17 protein-coding genes and 1 pseudogene are annotated in these 20,189 nt (G+C 72.9%); 13 read left to right on the plus strand and 5 right to left on the minus strand.

Annotated features, from left to right (window positions below; translation table 11 throughout):
* A partial coding sequence (locus CCN56_RS13995) for an AMP-binding protein (protein ID WP_143664518.1) occupies positions 1-711 on the minus strand: 711 nt, incomplete at its 3' end.
* A 217-nt stretch (positions 712-928) separates the two neighbouring features.
* On the opposite strand from CCN56_RS13995, the pseudogene CCN56_RS14000 reads away from it, so the two are divergent.
* The 9 genes and pseudogenes from CCN56_RS14000 to CCN56_RS14040 form a co-directional block, all read left to right on the plus strand.
* Positions 929-1,498 (plus strand): annotated as a pseudogene (locus CCN56_RS14000) (TIGR03084 family metal-binding protein); the annotation flags it as partial.
* Positions 1,495-3,195, plus strand: a complete 1,701-nt coding sequence (locus tag CCN56_RS14005; RefSeq protein ID WP_086826913.1) for an acyclic terpene utilization AtuA family protein — start codon at positions 1,495-1,497, stop codon at positions 3,193-3,195. The pseudogene CCN56_RS14000 and the gene CCN56_RS14005, both read left to right, overlap by 4 nt.
* A complete protein-coding gene (locus tag CCN56_RS14010) occupies positions 3,192-4,790 on the plus strand; it encodes an acyl-CoA carboxylase subunit beta (RefSeq protein ID WP_086826915.1) in 1,599 nt (532 codons plus the stop codon). Before CCN56_RS14005 ends, CCN56_RS14010 begins: the two co-directional genes overlap by 4 nt.
* An 8-nt stretch (positions 4,791-4,798) precedes the next feature.
* A complete protein-coding gene (locus tag CCN56_RS14015) occupies positions 4,799-6,748 on the plus strand; it encodes a biotin carboxylase N-terminal domain-containing protein (protein ID WP_086826917.1) in 1,950 nt (649 codons plus the stop codon).
* The gene (locus CCN56_RS14020; RefSeq protein ID WP_086826919.1) at positions 6,745-7,878 is read left to right on the plus strand and encodes an acyl-CoA dehydrogenase family protein; all 1,134 of its coding nucleotides are present in this window, start codon (positions 6,745-6,747) and stop codon (positions 7,876-7,878) included. Before CCN56_RS14015 ends, CCN56_RS14020 begins: the two co-directional genes overlap by 4 nt.
* 115 nt (positions 7,879-7,993) lie before the next feature.
* Entirely contained in the window at positions 7,994-8,485 is a 492-nt protein-coding gene (locus CCN56_RS14025) for a hypothetical protein (protein ID WP_086826921.1), read from the plus strand.
* A gap of 192 nt (positions 8,486-8,677) precedes the next feature.
* The gene (locus CCN56_RS14030) at positions 8,678-10,255 is read left to right on the plus strand and encodes an AMP-binding protein (RefSeq protein ID WP_086826923.1); all 1,578 of its coding nucleotides are present in this window, start codon (positions 8,678-8,680) and stop codon (positions 10,253-10,255) included.
* A complete protein-coding gene (locus CCN56_RS14035) occupies positions 10,252-10,980 on the plus strand; it encodes an enoyl-CoA hydratase family protein (RefSeq protein ID WP_086826925.1) in 729 nt (242 codons plus the stop codon). Before CCN56_RS14030 ends, CCN56_RS14035 begins: the two co-directional genes overlap by 4 nt.
* Positions 10,968-11,615, plus strand: a complete 648-nt coding sequence (locus CCN56_RS14040) for a TetR/AcrR family transcriptional regulator (protein ID WP_086826926.1) — start codon at positions 10,968-10,970, stop codon at positions 11,613-11,615. The genes CCN56_RS14035 and CCN56_RS14040 overlap by 13 nt, the downstream gene beginning before the upstream one ends.
* Positions 11,616-11,691: 76 nt before the next feature.
* On the opposite strand, the gene CCN56_RS14045 is transcribed toward CCN56_RS14040, so the two are convergent.
* Complete coding sequence (locus tag CCN56_RS14045; protein WP_086826928.1) at positions 11,692-12,729, minus strand: M4 family metallopeptidase; 1,038 nt, start codon at positions 12,727-12,729, stop codon at positions 11,692-11,694.
* 368 nt (positions 12,730-13,097) lie between these two features.
* Between CCN56_RS14045 and CCN56_RS14050 the strand changes: the two genes are divergently transcribed.
* Complete coding sequence (locus CCN56_RS14050; protein WP_086826929.1) at positions 13,098-14,138, plus strand: isopenicillin N synthase family oxygenase; 1,041 nt, start codon at positions 13,098-13,100, stop codon at positions 14,136-14,138.
* A gap of 8 nt (positions 14,139-14,146) precedes the next feature.
* Here CCN56_RS14050 and CCN56_RS14055 read toward each other — a convergent pair whose 3' ends face one another.
* On the minus strand, positions 14,147-15,247 hold the full coding sequence (locus CCN56_RS14055) for a citrate synthase 2 (protein ID WP_086826931.1): 1,101 nt from the start codon (positions 15,245-15,247) through the stop codon (positions 14,147-14,149).
* Positions 15,248-15,470: 223 nt separating this feature from the next.
* Between CCN56_RS14055 and pdxH the strand changes: the two genes are divergently transcribed.
* Positions 15,471-16,100, plus strand: coding sequence for a pyridoxamine 5'-phosphate oxidase (gene pdxH, locus CCN56_RS14060; protein ID WP_179199839.1), 630 nt, complete (start codon positions 15,471-15,473; stop codon positions 16,098-16,100).
* Positions 16,101-16,362: 262 nt separating this feature from the next.
* Here the strand turns inward: pdxH and CCN56_RS42590 are convergent, their stop codons facing one another.
* The gene (locus CCN56_RS42590) at positions 16,363-16,677 is read right to left on the minus strand and encodes a hypothetical protein (RefSeq protein WP_143664517.1); all 315 of its coding nucleotides are present in this window, start codon (positions 16,675-16,677) and stop codon (positions 16,363-16,365) included.
* A gap of 345 nt (positions 16,678-17,022) precedes the next feature.
* Between CCN56_RS42590 and CCN56_RS14070 the strand changes: the two genes are divergently transcribed.
* Positions 17,023-18,351, plus strand: a complete 1,329-nt coding sequence (locus tag CCN56_RS14070; RefSeq protein WP_086826940.1) for a PAS domain-containing protein — start codon at positions 17,023-17,025, stop codon at positions 18,349-18,351.
* 133 nt (positions 18,352-18,484) lie between these two features.
* Here CCN56_RS14070 and CCN56_RS14075 read toward each other — a convergent pair whose 3' ends face one another.
* Positions 18,485-18,835 carry a helix-turn-helix domain-containing protein gene (locus CCN56_RS14075; RefSeq protein ID WP_086826936.1) on the minus strand — a complete coding sequence of 117 codons (351 nt, stop codon included), beginning with the start codon at positions 18,833-18,835 and terminating at the stop codon, positions 18,485-18,487.
* 63 nt (positions 18,836-18,898) lie between these two features.
* Here CCN56_RS14075 and CCN56_RS14080 point away from each other — a divergent pair, with 63 nt between their 5' ends.
* The gene (locus CCN56_RS14080; RefSeq protein WP_086826938.1) at positions 18,899-19,774 is read left to right on the plus strand and encodes an NAD(P)-dependent oxidoreductase; all 876 of its coding nucleotides are present in this window, start codon (positions 18,899-18,901) and stop codon (positions 19,772-19,774) included.
* Positions 19,775-20,189: the final 415 nt, after the last annotated feature.

The following is a 20,189-nucleotide window of genomic DNA, read 5'->3' on the forward strand; positions in this document are numbered from 1 at the left end:
GCCGGCCTTGTAGCCGAAGGTGTGGAAGAAGGGGTTGACCACGAGGTAGCGGTCGCCCTCCGCCAGGCCGGCGAGCTCGGACCAGATCGCGAAGCAGCGCAGGGACTGGGCGTGGCTGATGACGGCGCCCTTGGGGCGGCCGGTGGTGCCGGAGGTGTAGATGACGTCGGAGGGGGCGTCGGGGTCGATGCCGTCGGCGCGGGCGCGGACCCGGGCGGCCGGGATGCCGTCGCCCGCCGCGAGGAAGGCCTTCCAGGTCGTCCAGCCCGGCTCGTCGGGGGCGGTGTCGCCGAGGACCACCACCCTTTCCAGGTCGGGGAGTTCGATGCCCGAGCGGCGCAGGGAGGCCACGTACGAGGTGCCGAGGAAGGTGCCGGTGACGAAGAGCAGCCTGGCCCGGGAGCGCCGGAGGACGTCGGCGGCCTCGGTGCCCTTGAAGCGGGTGTTCAGGGGGACCAGGACCGCTCCGGCGGTGACCGCGCCGAGGGCGGAGACGATCCAGTCGAGGGTGTTGGGGGCCCAGATCGCGACCCGGTCCCCGCCGCGCATCCCGGTGGCGAGGCAGGCGGCGGCCGCCCGTTCGACGCGTGCGCCGAGCTCGGCGTACGTGACGCGGACGCGGCCGTCGACGACGGCCTCCCGCCCTCCGTACCGCTCGGCCGCCGCCCGTACGAGCCCGGGGATCGTCCCCCACTCCAGGTCACCGCGCAGGTCGCCGCGCAGGTCACCGCCCGGCTCCATGTCCATGTCCACGTCCATGCCCCACCTCCCTGTAGCTGACTATCCGTCAGATTAGTTGTAGCCTGACGCGCTGTCAGCAGTGCTGCCCCAGGAGGAGGTTCGGTGCTCAAGGACGCCACGGCCATCGTCGGGATAGGACAGACACCCTTCGCGAAACAGCTCCCGGAGACCGAGAAGGCCCTCGCCTGCCCCCGACCGCTTCGTCGACGAGGGCGCCGAGGAGGGTGCGAAACTCCCGCCCGCCGAACTCCTCGCCCGCTGGCGCGCCGGTCGAGAGCAGCTCCAGGCGGCCCTGCGGGCGGTCCCGTCCGGGGCCCGTTTCCCCTGGTACGGGCCGCCGATGAGCGCCCCCGCCATGGCCACCGCCCGGCTGATGGAGACCTGGGCCCACGGCCAGGACGTCGCCGACGCCCTCGGAGTGGTCCGCACGCCCACCGCCAGGCTCCGGCACGTCGCCTGGATCGGCCACCGCGCCCGCGACTACGCCTTCCTCGTACGGGGGATCCCGGCGCCCGCCGAACCCTTCCGGGTCGAACTCCGAGCGCCCGACGGCTCGCTGTGGACGTACGGTCCCGAGGACGCCGCCCAGCGCGTCACCGGCCCCGCCCTCGACTTCTGCCTCCTCGTCACCCAGCGCCTCCACCGCGACGACACCGACCTGACCGCCGACGGCGAGGACGCCGAGCGCTGGCTCACCATCGCCCAGGCCTTCGCGGGCCCGGCGGGCGGCGGTCGCGACGCCAAGGGGGACGCATGAAGGACACCCTCCGCATCGGCAACGCCTCCGGCTTCTACGGCGACCGCTTCGACGCCGTTCGCGAGATGCTCACCGGCGGCGAACTCGACGTCCTCACCGGCGACTACCTCGCCGAACTCACCATGCTCATCCTCGGCCGCGACCAGCTCAAGGACCCCACGGCCGGGTACGCGAAGACCTTCCTGCGCCAGATGGAGGAGGGCCTCGGCCTCGCCCACGAGCGCGGCGTCCGGATCGTCGCCAACGCCGGCGGCCTCAACCCCGCAGGACTCGCCGACGCCCTCCGCGCCCTCGCCGCGAAGCTCGGCCTGCCGACCCGCATCGCCCACGTCGAGGGCGACCGGCTGCCGCCGCCCGACGGCGCGCTGACCGCCAACGCCTACCTCGGCGGCGCCGGCATCGCCGCCTGCCTCGCCGCCGGCGCCGACCTCGTCGTCACCGGCCGCGTCACCGACGCCGCCCTCGTCACCGGGCCCGCACAGTGGCACTTCGGCTGGGGCCCGGAGGCGTACGACGAGCTGGCGGGCGCGGTCGTCGCCGGGCACGTCCTGGAGTGCGGCACCCAGGCCACCGGCGGCAACTACGCCTTCTTCCGGGGGCACGACGTGCGCCGTCCCGGCTTCCCGGTCGCCGAACTCCACGCCGACGGGTCCTCCGTCATCACCAAGCACCCCGGCACCGGCGGCCTCGTCGACGTCGGTACGGTCACCGCCCAGCTCCTCTACGAGACGGCCGGCGCCCGCTACGCAGGACCCGACGTGACCGCCCGCCTCGACTCCGTGCGGCTCACCCAGGAGGGCCCCGACCGGGTCCGTGTCGAAGGCGTACGGGGAGAGGCCCCGCCCCCCGCCCTCAAAGTCGGGCTCAGCAGGCTCGGCGGCTTCCGCAACGAGGTCGTCTTCGTCCTCACCGGCCTCGACATCGAGGCCAAGGCGGCCCTCCTCCAGGAGCAGATCGCCGACGCGTTCGCCACGTCGGCGCCCTCCGAGGTCCGTTGGGAACTCGCCCGCACCGACCGCCCGGACGCGGAGACCGAGGAGACCGCGAGCGCCCTGCTCCGCCTCGTCGTCCGCGACCGGGACCCCGAGAAGGTCGGCCGGACCGTCACCGGGGCCGCCGTCGAACTGGCCCTCGCGAGCTACCCCGGCTTCCACGTCACCGCCCCACCCGGCAAGGGCGCCCCCTACGGGGTCTTCGAGGCGACGTACGTGCCCCAGGCGGAGGTTCCGCACACGGCGGTCCTCCCCGACGGGACCCGCAGGGAGCTCCCCGCACCCCCGATGACCCGCGACCTGGCACCCGTACCCGACCCGGACCTTCCGCCGCCGCTCCCCGAGGGGCCCGCCCGCAGGGCGCCCCTCGGCCGGATCGCCGGGGCCCGCAGCGGCGACAAGGGCGGCGACGCGAACGTCGGCGTCTGGGTCCGCACGGAGGAGGAGTGGCGGTGGCTGGCCCACACCCTCACCGTCGAGAAGTTCCGCGAACTGCTCCCGGAGACGGCGGACTCGGCCGTCACCCGCCACCTCCTCCCCAACCTCCGGGCACTCAACTTCACGATCGCCGGAATCCTCGGCGAAGGCGTCGCCTCCCAGGCCCGCTTCGACCCCCAGGCCAAGGCCCTCGGGGAGTGGCTCCGCTCCCGCCACGTAGACGTACCGGCGGCCCTGCTGCCCGACGTACCGGAGGAACTCCAGTGACCGTCCTCGCCTCCGCCCTCGACACCGGCGGACCCGACTACCAGGCCCACCGCGCCGCCATGCTCGACAAGCTCGCCGCCCTCGACGCCGAGCACGCCAAGGCCCTCGCCGGCGGCGGCGAGAAGTACACCGCCCGCCACGAGGAGCGCGGCAAGCTCCTCGCCCGCGAGCGCATCGAGCTGCTCGTCGACCCGGACAGCCCCTTCCTGGAGCTGTCCCCGCTCGCCGCCTGGGGCAGCGACTACGCCGTGGGCGCCTCGCTCGTCACCGGCATCGGGACCGTCGAGGGCGTCGAGTGCCTGATCACCGCCAACGACCCGACCGTGCGCGGCGGCGCCTCCAACCCGTGGACCCTGAAGAAGGCGCTGCGGGCCAACGAGATCGCGTTCGCCAACCGGCTGCCCGTCATCTCGCTCGTCGAGTCCGGCGGCGCCGACCTGCCCTCCCAGAAGGAGATCTTCATCCCGGGCGGGGCGCTCTTCCGCGACCTCACCCGCCTCTCCGCCGCCGGCATCCCCACCGTCGCGGTCGTCTTCGGGAACTCGACGGCGGGCGGCGCGTACGTCCCCGGCATGTCCGACCACGCCGTGATGATCAGGGAACGGTCGAAGGTGTTCCTCGGCGGGCCGCCGCTGGTGAAGATGGCGACGGGGGAGGAGAGCGACGACGAGTCCCTCGGCGGCGCCGAGATGCACGCCCGCACCTCCGGCCTCGCCGACCACTACGCCGTCGACGAGCCCGACGCGATCCGTCAGGCCCGCCGGATCGTCGCCCGCCTCAACCACCGCAAGGCCCACCCCGACCCGGCCTTCGCCGAACCCCCCAAGTACGACCCGGAGGAGCTCCTCGGGGTCGTCCCCGGGGACCTCAAGACGCCCTTCGACCCGCGCGAGGTGATCGCCCGGATCGTCGACGGCTCGGACTTCGACGAGTTCAAGCCGCTGTACGGGACCTCGCTCACCACGGGCTGGGCCCGGCTGCACGGCTACCCGGTCGGCATCCTCGCGAACGCGCAGGGCGTCCTCTTCTCCGCCGAGTCGCAGAAGGCCGCCCAGTTCATCCAGCTCGCCAACCAGCGCGACATCCCGCTCCTCTTCCTCCACAACACCACCGGCTACATGGTCGGCAAGGAGTACGAGCAGGGCGGGATCATCAAGCACGGCGCCATGATGATCAACGCGGTGTCGAACTCCCGCGTGCCCCACCTCTCCGTCCTCATGGGGGCGTCGTACGGCGCCGGGCACTACGGCATGTGCGGCCGCGCCTACGACCCGCGCTTCCTCTTCGCCTGGCCGAGCGCGAAGTCCGCCGTCATGGGCCCGCAGCAGCTCGCCGGCGTCCTGTCGATCGTCGCGCGGGCAAGCGCGGTGGCGAAGGGCCGGCCGTACGACGACGAGGCCGACGCCGGTCTGCGCGCCCTGGTGGAGGCGCAGATCGAGTCCGAGTCGCTGCCGATGTTCCTCTCCGGCCGGCTCTACGACGACGGGGTCATCGACCCCCGCGACACCCGCACGGTCCTCGGGCTGTGCCTCTCCGCGATCCACACGGCACCGGTCGAGGGCGCGCGCGGCGGCTTCGGCGTCTTCCGAATGTGAGGCATCAGGTGATCAGTACCGTCCTTGTGGCGAACCGGGGCGAGATCGCCTGCCGGGTCTTCCGCACCTGCCGTGATCTCGGCATCTCCACCGTCGCCGTGTACTCCGACGCGGACGCCGGCGCGCTGCACGTCCGGGAGGCCGACGCGGCGGTACGGCTGCCGGGGGCCGCGCCCTCGGAGACGTACCTGCGCGGCGACCTGGTGGTGAAGGCGGCGCTCGCGGCGGGCGCCGACGCCGTCCACCCCGGCTACGGCTTCCTCTCCGAGAACGCCGACTTCGCGCGGGCCGTGACCGACGCGGGGCTGATCTGGATCGGCCCGCCGCCGGCGGCGATCGAGGCGATGGCGTCGAAGACCCGCGCGAAGGAGCTCCTCGGGATCGCGCCCCTCACGGATGTCACCGAGGCCGACCTGCCCGTCCTGGTGAAGGCGGCGGCGGGCGGCGGCGGCCGGGGCATGCGGATCGTACGGGAACTGGCGCTGCTCGAAGGCGAGTTGGAGGCCGCTTCCGCCGAGGCCGCGAGCGCGTTCGGCGACGGCGAGGTGTTCGTCGAGCCGTACGTGGAGAACGGCCGCCACGTCGAGGTGCAGCTCCTCTGCGACGCGCACGGCACGGTCTGGGCGCTCGGCACCCGCGACTGCTCCCTCCAGCGCCGGCACCAGAAGGTCATCGAGGAGGCCCCGGCGCCCGGCCTGCCGGCGGCGCTCGAAGCGCATCTCCTCGACACGGCCGTCCGGGCGGCGAAGTCCGTCGGCTACGTCGGCGCGGGCACGGTCGAGTTCCTGGTCGAGGACGTCCCCCGAGCCCTCGGCTCCGCTCGAGCAGGGGGGACCCCCAAGGCGCACTTCCTGGAGATGAACACACGCCTCCAGGTCGAGCACCCGGTGACGGAGGAGGTGTACGGGGTCGACCTCGTCGCCCTCCAGCTGGCCGTCGCCGAGGGCCGTCCGCTTCCCCCCGAGCCCCCGGCCCCGCGCGGCCACGCGATCGAGGCCCGGCTCTACGCCGAGGACCCGGCGCGGGGCTGGGCCCCGCAGACGGGCGTCCTGCACCGCTTCGAGGTCCCCGGGGGCGTGCGCGTCGACACCGGGTACGCCTCGGGGGACACGATCGGCGTCCACTACGACCCGATGCTCGCGAAGGTGATCGTCCACGCGGAGACCCGGGAGGCGGCCCTCCGCAAGCTCGCCCACACCCTGGACCGGGCGGTGGTCCACGGTCCGGTCACCAACAGGAACCTGCTGCTCGCCTCGCTCAAGCACCCGGACTACGCCTCGGGGGAAGCCCTGGACACGGGCTTCTACGACCGGAACCTGCCCGAGCTGACGACCCCGGCGCAGGGCGAGGAGCACGCGGCGGTCGCGGCGGCCCTCGCCCGTGCCGCGTCCCGCACCGGCCGTTTCGGCGGCGGTTGGCGCAACCTCCGCTCGCAGGACGAGACGAGGACGTACGGAGACCGCGAGATCCGCTACCGGCCGACGAGGTCGGGAGGCTACGAGGTCACGCAGCCGGAAGGGGTACGGGTCGTGTCGGCGGCGCCCGACCGGGTGAGCCTCGAAATCGCCGACGTCGTAAGGCACTTCGACGTCACGGTGTACGAGGACGTCACGGCGTACGAGGACGGCGCGGTCGTGTACGCGGCCGGCCACCGCCTCACCGCCCACCCCCGCTTCACCGACCCGCGCGAGCAGCAGGCACCCGGCTCCCTGCTCGCCCCGATGCCCGGCACCGTCGTCCGGGTCGCGGACGGTCTCGCCGTCGGCGACCGGGTCACCGCCGGGCAGCCGCTCCTCTGGCTGGAGGCCATGAAGATGGAGCACCGCGTCGTCGCCCCCGCCTCCGGCACGCTCACCGCGCTCCACGCCGCCCCCGGCCGCCAGGTCGAGGTGGGCGCCCTGCTCGCCGTCGTACAGGAAAACGCCTCGACCGAAGCACAGGAGGAAGACCCCGCATGAGCACCCTCATCGAGACCGAAGAGCTGACCGCCCTCCGGGCCGCCGTCTCCGCACTCGGCCACCGTCACGGCCCCGGCTTCGACCGCGCCGAGCTGTGGGCCGAGGCGGGCAAGCTCGGCTACCTGGGCGTGAACCTGCCCGAGGAGTACGGCGGCGGGGGCGGCGGCATGGCCGAGCTGTCGGTCGTCCTGGAGGAGGCGGGCGCGGCCGGTGCGCCGCTGCTCATGATGGTCGTGTCGCCGGCGATCTGCGGCACGGTCATCGCCCGCTTCGGGACGGAGGAGCAGAAGCGGGCGTGGCTGCCGGGGCTCGCGGACGGCTCGAAGACGATGGCGTTCGGGATCACGGAGCCGGACGCGGGCTCGAACTCGCACCGCATCACGACGACGGCGACCCGCACCGAAGAGGGCTGGGTCCTGAACGGCCGGAAGGTCTTCGTCTCGGGGGTGGACATCGCGGACGCGACGCTGATCGTGGGCCGCACGTCGGACGCCCGCACGGGGAACCTGAAGCCCTGCCTGTTCATCGTCCCGCGCGAGGCCCCCGGCTTCGGTCGCCGCCACATCGAGATGGAACTGGACGCGAACGAGAAGCAGTTCGAGCTGACCCTCGACGACGTCCACCTCCCCTTCGACGCCCTGGTCGGGGACGAGGACGCGGGCCTGCTGCAGCTCTTCGCGGGCCTGAACCCGGAGCGGATCATGACGGCGGCCTTCGCGATCGGCATGGGACGGTACGCCCTCGCGCAGGCGGTGAAGTACGCGAAGGAGCGCCAGGTCTGGAAGGCTCCGATCGGCGCCCACCAGGCCATCGCGCACCCGCTCGCCCAGGCCCACATCGAACTCGAACTGGCCCGCCTGATGATGGCGAAGGCCGCGGCCCTCTACGACGCGGGCGACGACACGGGCGCGGGCGAGGCCGCGAACATGGCGAAGTACGCGGCGGCGGAGGCGTGTGTGAAGGCGGTCGACACCGCCGTCCACACCCTCGGCGGCAACGGCCTCACCAAGGAGTTCGGCCTCGCCCGCCTGGTCACGGCGGCGCGGGTGGCGAGGATCGCCCCGGTCAGCCGGGAGATGATCCTGAACTACGTCTCCCACCAGACGCTGGGCCTGCCCAAGTCGTACTGAACCCACCGTGTAGCACCCAGGTATGACACGGCAGTTGGCTCCGGGGTGTGACGACCCCCGCACCGCCGGGGCGTGAAGGTACGGGCATCCGCCGAACGAGCCGAGGAGTCCGCAGATGCCCACGATCCGCCGCACTGTTCTCACCGCCGCCCGCGCGTTCCTGGCGCTGCCGGCCGGGCTCGCGGCGGTCGTGCTGACGCTGACCGGGCAGCCGGGCCGGGCCGCCCGGCTCCGGGCCCGGCTCGCGGGCGGCGGCGAAGGCTGGACCGGCGGCCGGGCCCTCGGCCGGGCGGTGCTCGGCCTGCCGCTGGACGCGGCGGCCTTCGTCCTGGTCGGGTACGCGCTGTTCAACTCGGTACGGAACTTCGGCTACCCGATCTGGTACCTGGACACCGACTACCACCAGGCCTGGGGCGGCCCGACCATGGCCGGCGTCTGGGCCGTCCACGCGACCGGCTGGCTCCTCTGCCTGGCGGTCGTCCTCCACTGGCCGGTCCGCTGGCTGGCCCGGGGCCAGCGGGCCCTGGACCGGCGCGTCACGGGCACCCGTCACGTACCGGACCGGCAGGTCAACGAGGAACCGGCACTCGCCGCAGCTCCCCGTTGACGAGGATCAGCGCCGTCGAGACGGCTGATCTCGACCGTGCCCCGGCGCCCCGTTCCCGCCTGCCGGTACGGGACACCCCAGAACCATGCAAGCATGCTTGATTGTTTTCCTGGGTACTGACAGGGTCTCCCCAAGTCCCGCCCGCAGCAGCGATCCTGGCGATCACCTTCCCACCTCTCCAGGGGGCAACGCATGGTGTTCCACAGCGCGTACGAGCCCGTTCCCACCGTCTCCCTCCCCATCCACGACGCCGTCCTCGGGCGCGCCGCCGAGCGCGGCGACACGCCCGCCCTGATCGACGGCGCCGGGGACCTCGGCCTCAGTTACGCCCAGGTCGACGCCTTCCACCGGCTCGTCGCCGCCGGGCTCGCCGAGGCCGGGGTGCGGAAGGGGGACGTGCTCGCCCTGCACAGTCCCAACACCGTGCTGTTCCCGGTCGCGTTCTACGCCGCCACGCGCGCGGGCGCGGCCGTCACGACCGTGCACCCGCTCGCCACGCCCGAGGAGTTCGCCAAGCAGCTCCGCGACTCCTCCGCGCGGTGGATCGTCACCGTGTCCCCGCTGCTCGCCTCCGCCCGCGCCGCCGCCGAACTCGCCGGCGGGATCGAGGAGATCTTCGTCTGCGACCGGGCCGAGGAGGGGGAGGGGGTGCGGTCGCTCCAGGACTTCCTCGCCTCCACCGCGCCCGTCCCCGAGGTCGACATCGACCCCGACCAGGACGTCGCCGCCCTCCCGTACTCCTCCGGCACCACCGGCGTCCCCAAGGGCGTCATGCTCACCCACACCTCGATCGCCACCAACCTCGCCCAGCTGGAGCCGCTCGCCCCGGCGGGCCCGGGCGACCGCATCCTCGCGGTCCTCCCCTTCTTCCACATCTACGGGCTCACCGCCCTCATGAACGCGCCCCTCCGCTCCGGCGCCACCGTCGTCGTCCTGCCCCGCTTCGAGCTCGACACCTTCCTCGGCGCCATCCAGAAGCACCGCATCAACGGTCTTTACGTGGCCCCGCCGATCGTCCTCGCGCTCGCCAAGCACCCGGCCGTCGCCGACTACGACCTGTCCTCCCTGGAGTACGTCGTCAGCGCCGCCGCCCCGCTCGACGCCGCCCTCGCCGAGGCCTGCTCGGCGCGCCTCGGCCTGCCGCCCGTACGCCAGGCGTACGGGATGACCGAGCTGTCGCCCGGCACCCACGTCACCCCGCACGACGCCGAGAACCCCCCGCCCGGCACCGTCGGCAGGCTCCTGCCCTCCACCGAGATGCGGATCCTCTCCCTCGACGACCCCGAGAAGGACGCGGCGCCCGGCGAGGAGGGCGAGATCGCGATCCGCGGACCGCAGGTCATGAAGGGCTACCTCGGCCGCCCCGACGCCACCGACGCCATGATCGACGCCGACGGCTGGGTGCACACCGGCGACATCGGGCGCGTCGACGAGGACGGGTGGCTGTTCGTCGTCGACCGGGTCAAGGAGCTCATCAAGTACAAGGGGTTCCAGGTCGCCCCCGCCGAGCTCGAAGCCCTCCTCCTCACCCACGAGGGCATCGCCGACGCCGCCGTCATCGGCGTCACCGACGCCGACGGCACCGAGATCCCCAAGGCCTTCGTCGTCCGCCAGCCCACCGCGCCCGGCCTCACCGCCGAGGAGGTCGTCGCGCACGTCGCCGCGCTCGTCTCCCCGTACAAGAAGGTCCGCGCCGTGGAGTTCATCGACACCGTCCCCCGGGCAGCGTCCGGGAAGATCCTCCGAAGGGAACTGAGGGACCGCACGTGACTCTGATCCGCATCACCGAGGAGCGGGGCGTCACCACCCTCGCCCTGGACTCCCCGGCCACCCGCAACGCGCTCTCCGCGCCGCTCGTCACCGAGCTCGCCGACGCGCTCACCGCCTGCGGCAAGGACCCCGCCGTCCGGGCCGTCGTCCTCACCCACACCGGCTCCACGTTCAGCGCGGGCGCCGACCTGAAGGCCCCGCCCAGCCCGTACGCCTTTGTCGACCTGCTCCGGCAGATCGTCGAACTGCCGAAACCGGTCGTCGCCCACGTCACCGCCGGCAGCCACACCCGGGCCGGTGGCCTCGGCCTGCTCGGCGCGGCCGACATCGTCCTCGCCGGGGAAGGGGCGGACTTCGCCCTCACCGAGGTACGGATCGGGGTCGCGCCCGCCGTCATCTCCCTCACCCTGCTGCCGCGCCTCGAACCGCGTGCGGCCGCCCGGTACTACCTGACGGGCGAGCGGTTCGGGGTCCGCGAGGCCGTCGGCATGGGGCTCGTGACGGCCGGGGAGGAGGAACTCGACACCGTCCTCGACTCCCTCCGCGCCGGCTCCCCGCAGGGCCTGCGGGAGGCCAAACGGCTGGTCACCGCTAGAGTCCTGGAAACCTTCGAACGCGACGCGGAGGACCTGGTGCAGAGGTCGGCCACGCTCTTCGCCTCCGCCGAGGCGCGCGAGGGGATGACGGCCTTCCTCGAACGACGGGACCCCGCATGGCGGCTCTGACCGCACAGAATCAGCCGAAGCCGGACGGGACCTCCAAGCCCGACCGGTCGGACAGGCCCGACCGGAACCCCAAGCAGGACCGCAGCCGCGCCACCCGGCAGCGGCTGCTCGAAGCCGCCGTGTCCTGCCTGGCCGAACACGGCTGGGCGGGCTCCACGGTCTCCGTCGTCGCCGAACGGGCCGGCGTCTCCCGGGGCGCAGCCCAGCACCACTTCCCCACCCGCGAGGACCTCTTCACGGCCGCCGTCGAGTACGTCGCGGAGGAACGCTCGCAGGCCCTGCGCGCCGTCCCCACGGACGACCGCGAAGAGGCCGTCGCCGCCCTCGTCGGCCTCTACACCGGGCCCCTCTTCCGGGCCGCGCTCCACCTGTGGGTCGCCGCCTCCGGCGAGGAACAGCTCCGCGAACGGGTCACCGAGCTGGAGGCCCGCGTCGGGCGCGAGTCCCACCGCATCGCCGTCGAGGTCCTCGGCGCCGACGAGTCGCGGCCCGGCGTCCGCGAGACCGTCCAGGGCCTCCTGGACATGGCCCGCGGCCTGGGCCTCGCGACCCTCCTGACGGACGACCGCGCCCGCCGGGAACGGGTGGTGTCCCAGTGGGCACGGCTGGTGAACGAGGCGCTCTCGGAGGACTGAGAGACCGGCGGCGCACGGGCCGGCCCGGGCCGTACGGGCGGGTCGGCGCCGTACGGCCCCCGGCCGGGGACACCCGTCAGACGCCCGGGATCTCCCGCGCCCGGAAGGCGTCGCGCACGGCCGCCGCGGCCTGCGTCCCGTACATCTTCTGCGCCGTCGCGACCGTCGTCAGGGCCGCGTCCTTGAAGCTGGTGTCGGGGGCGAAGCCGAACTGCGCGTTCACGATGATCCGGTCGGCCGTGCGGGCGCCGAGCTTGTTGCGGATGTCGAAGAGCGCGCGGGACCAGATCTCGCCGTCCGCGTGGACCTCGCCCGCCCAGTCCGCGTAGGTCTTGGTGCCGTCGATCCGGCGCAGGCAGTGCGGGGCCGCGCTGTAGCCGGTGGAGTCCCAGTCGGCGACGCAGGCCAGGTCGGTCTTCATCGGCCAGCCGTACTTGGCGTCCGCGTTCGCGCCGACCTCCACGGCCAGGTAGTCGCCGAAGGCCTCGCCGATCGCGCCGGCCTCCGGGGAGGTGCCGAAGCCGGGCACCTGGGCGTTGTGCACGGCGTGGCCGTACTCGTGGACGATCACCTCGGCGTCCTCGGCGTCGTCCACGCCGCCCTTGCCGAAGCGGATCTCGGCCTTCGTGTCGGTGAAGAAGGAGTTGTCGGCGCCCCACTGGTTCAGGCGGACCGGCTGGACCCGGTTGTTCGCGCCCGGCAGCTCGGAGCCGAAGCCGAGGCCCTGGAGGTACTCCTGCGCCTCGTTGACCCAGAAGTACGCCATGACCTGCTCGAACTCGTCGTCGTGACGGTCGTACGTGGCGGCGGCGGAGGCCTTCGCGGGGTTGCCGGTCTCGGAGCGGATCGTGACCCACTTGCCGGACAGGCCGCCGCTCGCGTCGAGGTTGCGGAGCGCGACCGTGGCGTACGCGGAGGCGGGGACGTCGCTCGCCGCGTCCTTGTGGTCGGTGAGCGACTGGTCGCCCGAGGACTGGACCGGGTTCACCATGAAGACGCGGGCCTGCGGCGCGGTGGCGGCGGAGGCTCCCGCGGACGGGAGCAGCGCCGCGGTGGCGGTGGCCACGGTGACGGCGGCCGCGGCGACCAGGCCACGAGAGGTGCGGCGGGTCATGGACATCCTCCTGCGATGGGATGCTGCGACGGGAAGCATGGCGTGTACGCAACATGCGTGGCGGCGATCTTCGCGTAGACCCGCCGCTTTGAACAGACTTTGAGCCATCCAGGAGCCGGACGTGACGCGGACCACAGTGGCCCGGTCCGGGCCGCAGTACGCTGACCTCATGCCTCTGCTCGTACGCCGTCGCCACGTGGACTACGTCCGCGTCACGAGCATGGGCTGTCGCCGCTCCGCCTGACCTTCCGGGGTACCACTCCACGCCCCGCGGTCCCTCGTCCGAGCACCAGCCGACCGGCACCCGTGGCCCCCGCCCCACCCTTGGCGGCCGCCCCGGGACCCGTATACCCCGCGGATGCACACACATGACGAACAGCTCGTACTCCTCGCAGCTCCCCATCGTGGACCTCTCGGCGGCAGACCGAGGCCACCAGGCCCGGAGGCTGCTCCACGCGCAGCTCCACTCGGCCGCCCACGACGTGGGTTTCTTCCAGCTCATCGGGCACGGCATCACCGAGGCCGAGACGCAGGCCCTGACCTCGGCCATGCACGCCTTCTTCGCCCTGCCCGAGACCGACCGGCTCGCCCTCGACAACATCAACTCGCCGCACTTCCGCGGCTACACGCGCATCGGCGACGAGCGCACCGCCGGCGCCCGCGACTGGCGCGACCAGCTCGACATCGGCGCCGAGCGCCCCGCGCGCGACCCCGGCCCCTGGGAAGCCCCGTACTGGTGGCTCGAAGGCCCCAACCAGTGGCCCGCCGCCCTCCCCGAGCTGCGCACGGCGGCCCTGCACTGGATCGACCGCCTGAGCGGCGTCGCCGAACGCCTCCTGCACGAACTCCTGGCGTCGATCGGCGCGCCCGCGGACTTCTACGACGACATCTTCGGCCCGCGCGCCCACCCGCACCTCAAGCTGGTGCGCTACCCGGGCAGCAGCGGCGAGGGCGACGACCAGGGCGTCGGCGCGCACAAGGACTACGGCTTCCTCACCCTGCTGCTCCAGGACCAGGTCGGCGGGCTCCAGGTGCAGCGCGAGGACGGGAAGTTCCACGACGTGCCGCCGCTGCCCGGCGCGTTCGTCGTCAACCTGGGCGAGCTCCTGGAGGTCGCCACGAACGGCTACCTGATCGCGACGAACCACCGCGTGGTGTCGCCGCCCGGGGCGACGGAACGATTCTCCGTGCCGTTCTTCTACAACCCGCGCCTGGACGCCCGGATCGCCCCGCTGGAGTTCCCGTTCGCGGACCGCGCCCCCGGCGTCACGGCCGACCCGGCGAACCCGCTGTTCGCCGAGTACGGCCGCAACGAACTGAAGGGCAAGCTCCGCGCCCACCCGCTGACGACGGCCCGCCACCACGCGGACCTGCTGCTCGCCCAGGAACAGCAGGCCCAGCTGGTGTAGCCGTCCCGTCAGCCGGCGATGTCCGCGTACCCCTCGATCTCGCGCGGGTTCCGCTGGCCGGGGCCCACGTACCGCGCGGACGGACGGACGAGGCGGCCGGTGCGCTTCTGCTCCAGGATGTGGGCGGACCAGCCGGCCGTACGCGCGCACGTGAACATCGACGTGAACATGTGCGCCGGGACCTCGGCGAAGTCGAGGACGATCGCCGCCCAGAACTCGACGTTCGTGGCGAGGACGCGGTCGGGGCGGCGGTTGTGCAGCTCCTCGAGGGCGGCCTTCTCCAGGGCCTCGGCGACCTCGAAGCGCGGGGCCGCCAGCTCCTTGGCCGTACGGCGGAGCACGCGCGCGCGGGGGTCCTCGGCGCGGTAGACGCGGTGGCCGAAGCCCATGAGGCGCTCGCCCTTGTCGAGGGCCTGCTTCACGTACGCGGTGGCGTCGCCGGTCCGCTCGATCTCCTCGATCATGCCGAGGACGCGGGAGGGCGCGCCGCCGTGCAGCGGCCCGGACATGGCGCCGACGGCACCGGAGAGAGAAGCGGCGACATCGGCCCCGGTGGAGGCGATGACACGCGCGGTGAAGGTGGACGCGTTCATGCCGTGCTCGGCGGCGGAGGTCCAGTAGGCGTCGACGGCCTTGACGTGCTTCGGGTCGGGCTCGCCGCGCCAGCGGATCATGAAGCGCTCGACGACGGACTCGGCCTTGTCGATCTCGCTCTGCGGGACCATCGGGAGGCCCTGGCCGCGCGCGGACTGCGCGACGTACGAGAGGGCCATGACGGCGGCGCGGGCGAGGTCGTCGCGGGCCTGCTCGGCGGAGATGTCGAGGAGCGGTTTGAGGCCCCACACGGGCGCGAGCATCGCGAGCGCGGACTGCACGTCGACGCGGATGTCACCGGAGTGGACGGGGATCGGGAAGGGCTCGGCGGCCGGCAGACCGGGGTTGAAGGCACCGTCGACGAGCAGCCCCCAGACGTTGCCGAAGGAGACGTGACCCACGAGGTCCTCGATGTCGACCCCGCGATAGCGGAGGGCGCCGCCCTCCTTGTCGGGTTCGGCGATCTCCGTCTCGAACGCGACGACTCCCTCGAGGCCGGGTACGAAGTCGGACATCAGGCGGCTCCTCTATCGATGATCGATCAACCGTGTGGGGCGATCGTGGGGAATCAACAGTCATCCAGCGGAAGAGTCTGTACGGTTCCGATGATGCGGGGAAGCGTGACATCCGGCACACTGCGCCGATTCGGCGAGAGAGGATTAGCGCCCGCCGGTGCCGGGCAGACTGGCCCGCTGCGGCAGGATGGCCCCTGTGACCGACGCCCTGGATCCCGCAGACATGCGCGAGCAGTACCGCACCACGGAGCTGACCGTGGCGGACCTCGCCCCCGAACCGGTCGGCCAGTTCGCCCGCTGGTTCAAGGAGACCGCCGAGAACCCGGCGATCCACGAACCGAACGCGATGATCGTGTCCACCGCGACCCCCGAAGGCCGCCCGTCGTCCCGTACGGTCCTCCTGAAGCACTACGACGAAGCCGGCTTCGTCTTCTTCACCAACTACGAGTCCCGCAAGGGCAAGGAGATCGCGGCCAACCCGTACGCCTCGCTGCTCTTCCCCTGGCACCCCCTGGCCCGCCAGGTCATCGTCACCGGCCGCGCGGTCCACATCGGCCGCGACGAGACGGTCGCCTACTTCCGCACCCGCCCGCACGGCTCCCAGCTCGGCGCCTGGGCGAGCCCCCAGTCCCAGGTGATCGACTCCCGCGCGGAACTCCTGGCCCGCTACGGCGAACTGGCCGCCCGCTACCCGGAACCCGAACAGGTCCCGGTCCCCCCGTCCTGGGGCGGCATCCGCGTCGTCCCCGAGACGGTCGAGTTCTGGCAGGGCCACGAAAACCGCCTCCACGACCGCCTCCGCTACGTCCACGAGGCGGACGGGACGTGGCGGGTGGAGCGGCTGGCGCCCTGAGGTTTCACGGGGAAACGCAGACGACCCGTGAGTCTGGTCCCGTCCGCCTAGGTTCGGACGGGAGCCGGCCGGACTTACCGGCGACTCACGGGTCGGGCGACTGCGTTGTTCTTCGGCAGACTGGCCTGCCGGGTGCACAGAGTGCGACTGGCAGGCCTTAGCCCGCAGTCACCTCGCTGGTCCGGTAAGAAATCACTTCCGGATCACCTCCTTTCATGCGTGACTCCCACGTTACGAACCCCGCGCCGGACGCTCAACCGATTTATTCGACGAATTCGACTTCGCCGCGCAAGGCGTACGCGAACCCGTCGGCCCGCTGGAGCAGGCGCAGGTTCTCATGGGCCGCGTCGAACCGCCCGAGGGGCGTGGCGACGCTGTGACGACCCGTACTGCGGACCGAGACCCGGCCGGTCCAGACGCCTGCCCGACGGCCCTTTCGTGCGGTGGCCCGCACGAGATCGCCGCTCGCGAAACCCCGGTGCCGCTTCCGGCGTGGGCGCACCAGCCGGGGAAAGCCGTAGCGGTCGGGGGTGGTGCGGGCGCAGGAACCGCGACCCGTGGCTGCGAAGACGTACACGGAAGCAGCGAGTCGGACGATGGCGTCTCCGGCGCCGGAACCCAGCGGTCCCACGCAGAGCGCATCGAGCGTGTGGGACTTCGCCGGTCCCGTCGCAGTGCGATTCGCCGAGGTCGGCGACGCGGGCCGGCAGCGCACCGGCAGACCCGTCCCTCCGGGCATCAGGAGGAGCTGTGCCTTCGTCGCGTTCATGGCGGCCGAGTCGCCGAGGGGGGATCGCAGCCGGCTCAGGACGACGGTCGGTCGCGCGGCTCGCATCCGTATCCCCGATGCAGCGATTTCGGCGAAGGTGGTGTGCTCTGCGTCACGTTCCAGTTGAATGGTCCCAGCATGGGGGGTGCCTGGATGAGTGCATTCACGGGGGCCACGAGCGATGCCGTGTCCGTCCCGGGGGCGGGGGCCGATCTGTTGGCCGCGTTGCTCGACGGGATGGACGCGGCGCTCTGCGCGTTCGACGCCGACGGGACGGTCACGCACTGGAACCGGGAGGCCGAGCGGATCCTCGGCTGGTCCGCCGCGGAGGCCGTCGGGCGGCGCGGGTTCGAGGGGTGGGCGGCGCGGAGCGCGGACGCCGAGGAGACCCTGGGGCGGCTGATGGGGGCCATGAAGGGCCCCGGGCGGCAGGTCCATGAGTTCGTGTTGCTGCGGAAGGACGGCGGGCGGGTCCTCGTGCGGAGCCAGGCCGCCGGGGTGCGCGGCGCCGACGGCGGTCCCGCCGGGGTGTACTGCGCGTTCAGCGAGGTGCACGTACAGCTCGACCTGGAGCGGTCGGTCGCGCTGAGCGAGGCCCTTTTCGAGGACGCGTCGTGGGGTGTCGTCCTCGTCGACGCCGATCTGCGGCCCGCCGTCATCAACGGTCACGCCGCCCGCGCCTTCGGGACCGGGCGTACGGCCCTGCTCGGGCGGCCCCTCGGGGACGTCGTCCTGCACGGCGCGGAGGAGCTGGAGGAGGCCCTTCAGTACGTCCTGGCCGAGGGCACCCCGCCTGCGCCCGCCGAGGTGTGGGTGACGCTCAGGACCTCCTCGGGGGAGCGGCGCCGGTGCTGGCGCAGCGGCTTCCTGCGGCTGTCGTCGCCGATGGCGGAGGAGCCGGTGCCGCTGGGCGTGGCCTGGCTGTTCCAGGACGTCACGGAGGAGCGGCTCGCGGCGCGCGGGGCGGACCGGCTGCGGTTCCGGTGGAGCCAGCTGCACCGGGCGGGCGCGGCGGCCGCGGAGTGCGAGGACCCGGTGGAGGCGGCGACGGTCCTGCTCGACTTCGCCCTGGCCGGGTTCGCCGACCACGCCCTGGTGGACCGTCCGGCGGGGGAGCGGCGCCTCACCCGGGCCCTCGCCACCCCGGCGGGCACCGCCCCCGGCCCGTTCTCGCCGGTCGTCGGCGGCGGCATCCCGCTGCGGTACGGTCCCCGGCACCCGGCGCTCCAGGCCTGGGACCGGCTCGGCACGGTCCGGGCGAGCGCGGGCCGGACCGCCGAGGTGTGGGCGGAGGCCCACCAGTGGCCGGGGGACGCGGCGCACGCCCTGTGCGTGGTCCTGCGCTCCCGGGGCCGGACCCTCGGCGTCCTGACGTTCCTGCGCGCCGCCTGCCGGGCGCCCTTCGAGCGCGAGGACGTGGTGTACGCGGAGTCGGTGGCGTCCCGGGTGGCGATGTCCCTCGATCTGGGAGAGGCCCCCTGAGGCCTGTCCGGCGGATCAGGGTCGGACAGGCCCTGGTCCCCTCGTACGCCCACTTTTTTGTGGGTACTTGTCCGCCTTCCCGGCCCCGGGAGAACCTGGTGGCGGCCCGGACGGAGAGGGGATCGACAGGGCCTCAGGAGGCGGTCCGCGCCTCCGTCAGCCGGTCCAGCCGGCGATGGCCCCAGTCCGACAACGGGCCGAGCAGTTCGGAGAGTTCGCGCCCGAACTCCGTCAGCGAGTAGACGGTCTTCGGTGGCACCACGTCGTGCACCTCGCGGTGCACGAGACCGTCCGTCTCCATCTCCCGCAGCGCCTGCGTCAGCATCTTCTCGCTGATCCGGGGGATCTTGCGGCGCAGTTCGCCGGGCCGGTGCGGTCCTGATTCCAGCAGCCACAGCAGCCACGTCTTCCACTTGCCGTCGATGACGGCGATCGCGGCGGACACGCCGCAGAGGTTCGTGTCCTGGGCCCGGAGGCGTGTCATGCGCGTCCCTCTCCGTCGTCAGTCATCTCGTTCCAACCCACGTATGTACAAGGGAGTTCCGTCATGTCTTCTTCCCGCGTCACCGTTCTCGGTCTCGGGCCCATGGGGCGTGCGCTGGCCGGCGCGTTCCTCGACGCCGGAGTGCGGACCACCGTGTGGAACCGCACCCCGGGCCGGGAGGGCGACCTCGCCGCGCGGGGCGCGGTCCTGGCCGCGAGCGCCGAGGAGGCGGTCGCCGCGAGCCCGCTCACGGTGATCTGCCTGGTCGACTACGACGCCACGGACTCCGTCCTGCGGCAGCCGGCCGTCACGGACGCGCTCAAGGGCCGGACCCTGGTCAATCTGAGCGCCGACACCCCGGAGCGGGCCCGGGACACCGGCCGCTGGGCGGCGGAGCACGGCGTCGGCTATCTGGACGGCGCCATCATGACCCCGACGCCGACGATCGGGACGCCTGCCGGGGTGTTCCTGCACAGCGGTCCGGAGCCGCTGTACCGCGGGCACCGGGGGGTCCTCGACGCCCTGGGCGGTACGCACACCCACCTCGGCGAGGACATCGGCCGGGCCGCGGCGTACGACATCGCGCTGCTCGACATCTTCTGGACGTCGATGACGGGGTACGTGCACGCCCTCGCGGTGGCGCGCGCGGAGGGGATCTCGGCGCGGGAGCTCGCCCCGTTCGCCCAGGGCATCGGGGCGATCCTGCCGCCGCTGTTCCAGGAGTGGGCCGAGGACGTGGACGGCGGCTCGTACTCGGGCGAGGGCAGTCGGCTCACCTCGGCCGTGTCGACGATGACCCACGTGGTGCACGCCGCCGAGGCGCACGGCATCGACGCGAGCGTGATGCGCGCGGCGGAGGCGCTGGCGCGGCGGGCGGTGGAACGGGGGTACGGCGCGGACGGGTTCACGAGCGTGACGGAGGTCCTGGACCGCGGCTGACGGGCAGCGAAGGGGGCCCGATACTGCCGGGTTCCGGCATGGCCGGACCTGGCACGGTGGGACGACGATGGGCCCACGTTCGGGAACTCTGTGGGGGCGTCATGTTGGCGTGGATTCTGGGAGTGAGCATGCTTCTGGGCGTGCTGGCGTTCGTGATGGGCGTGGTCACGTTCCGTACGGGGTGGATGATCGCTCCGGCGCGCCGGAGCGNNACGCCCCGCACCCCGCGGCCTAGGAAGGCCGGAGCAACCGTGGGCAAGGGGCGTGTGCGGAAGATGTTGCGGCGGATGGAGAGCGGGGAGCCGCTGGAGCTCACCTACTCCATGGTGACGATGAAGGGACTCGTCCGACTCGCTTTCGTCGCGCAGCAGTTCGGGTACGAGTACGAGGATTTGGGGCAGGTCGGCCAGGGCGG

It is taken from the genome of Streptomyces sp. NRRL B-24572 (assembly GCF_002156145.1).
Taxonomy (GTDB): domain Bacteria; phylum Actinomycetota; class Actinomycetes; order Streptomycetales; family Streptomycetaceae; genus Streptomyces; species Streptomyces vietnamensis.

What these genes read in the sequence shown, in the direction of transcription:
- CCN56_RS14005 (WP_086826913.1), top strand. Translation starts at nt 1,495, where the DNA reads ATGAAGGACACCCTCCGCATCGGCAACGCCTCCGGCTTCTACGGCGAC.
- CCN56_RS14020 (WP_086826919.1), top strand. Translation starts at nt 6,745, where the DNA reads ATGAGCACCCTCATCGAGACCGAAGAGCTGACCGCCCTCCGGGCCGCC.
- CCN56_RS14025 (WP_086826921.1), top strand. Translation starts at nt 7,994, where the DNA reads ATGCCCACGATCCGCCGCACTGTTCTCACCGCCGCCCGCGCGTTCCTG.
- CCN56_RS14030 (WP_086826923.1), top strand. Translation starts at nt 8,678, where the DNA reads ATGGTGTTCCACAGCGCGTACGAGCCCGTTCCCACCGTCTCCCTCCCC.
- CCN56_RS14040 (WP_086826926.1), top strand. Translation starts at nt 10,968, where the DNA reads ATGGCGGCTCTGACCGCACAGAATCAGCCGAAGCCGGACGGGACCTCC.
- CCN56_RS14045 (WP_086826928.1), bottom strand. Translation starts at nt 12,729, where the DNA reads ATGACCCGCCGCACCTCTCGTGGCCTGGTCGCCGCGGCCGCCGTCACC.
- CCN56_RS14050 (WP_086826929.1), top strand. Translation starts at nt 13,098, where the DNA reads ATGACGAACAGCTCGTACTCCTCGCAGCTCCCCATCGTGGACCTCTCG.
- CCN56_RS14055 (WP_086826931.1), bottom strand. Translation starts at nt 15,247, where the DNA reads ATGTCCGACTTCGTACCCGGCCTCGAGGGAGTCGTCGCGTTCGAGACG.
- pdxH (WP_179199839.1), top strand. Translation starts at nt 15,471, where the DNA reads ATGCGCGAGCAGTACCGCACCACGGAGCTGACCGTGGCGGACCTCGCC.
- CCN56_RS14070 (WP_086826940.1), top strand. Translation starts at nt 17,023, where the DNA reads ATGAGTGCATTCACGGGGGCCACGAGCGATGCCGTGTCCGTCCCGGGG.
- CCN56_RS14075 (WP_086826936.1), bottom strand. Translation starts at nt 18,835, where the DNA reads ATGACACGCCTCCGGGCCCAGGACACGAACCTCTGCGGCGTGTCCGCC.
- CCN56_RS14080 (WP_086826938.1), top strand. Translation starts at nt 18,899, where the DNA reads ATGTCTTCTTCCCGCGTCACCGTTCTCGGTCTCGGGCCCATGGGGCGT.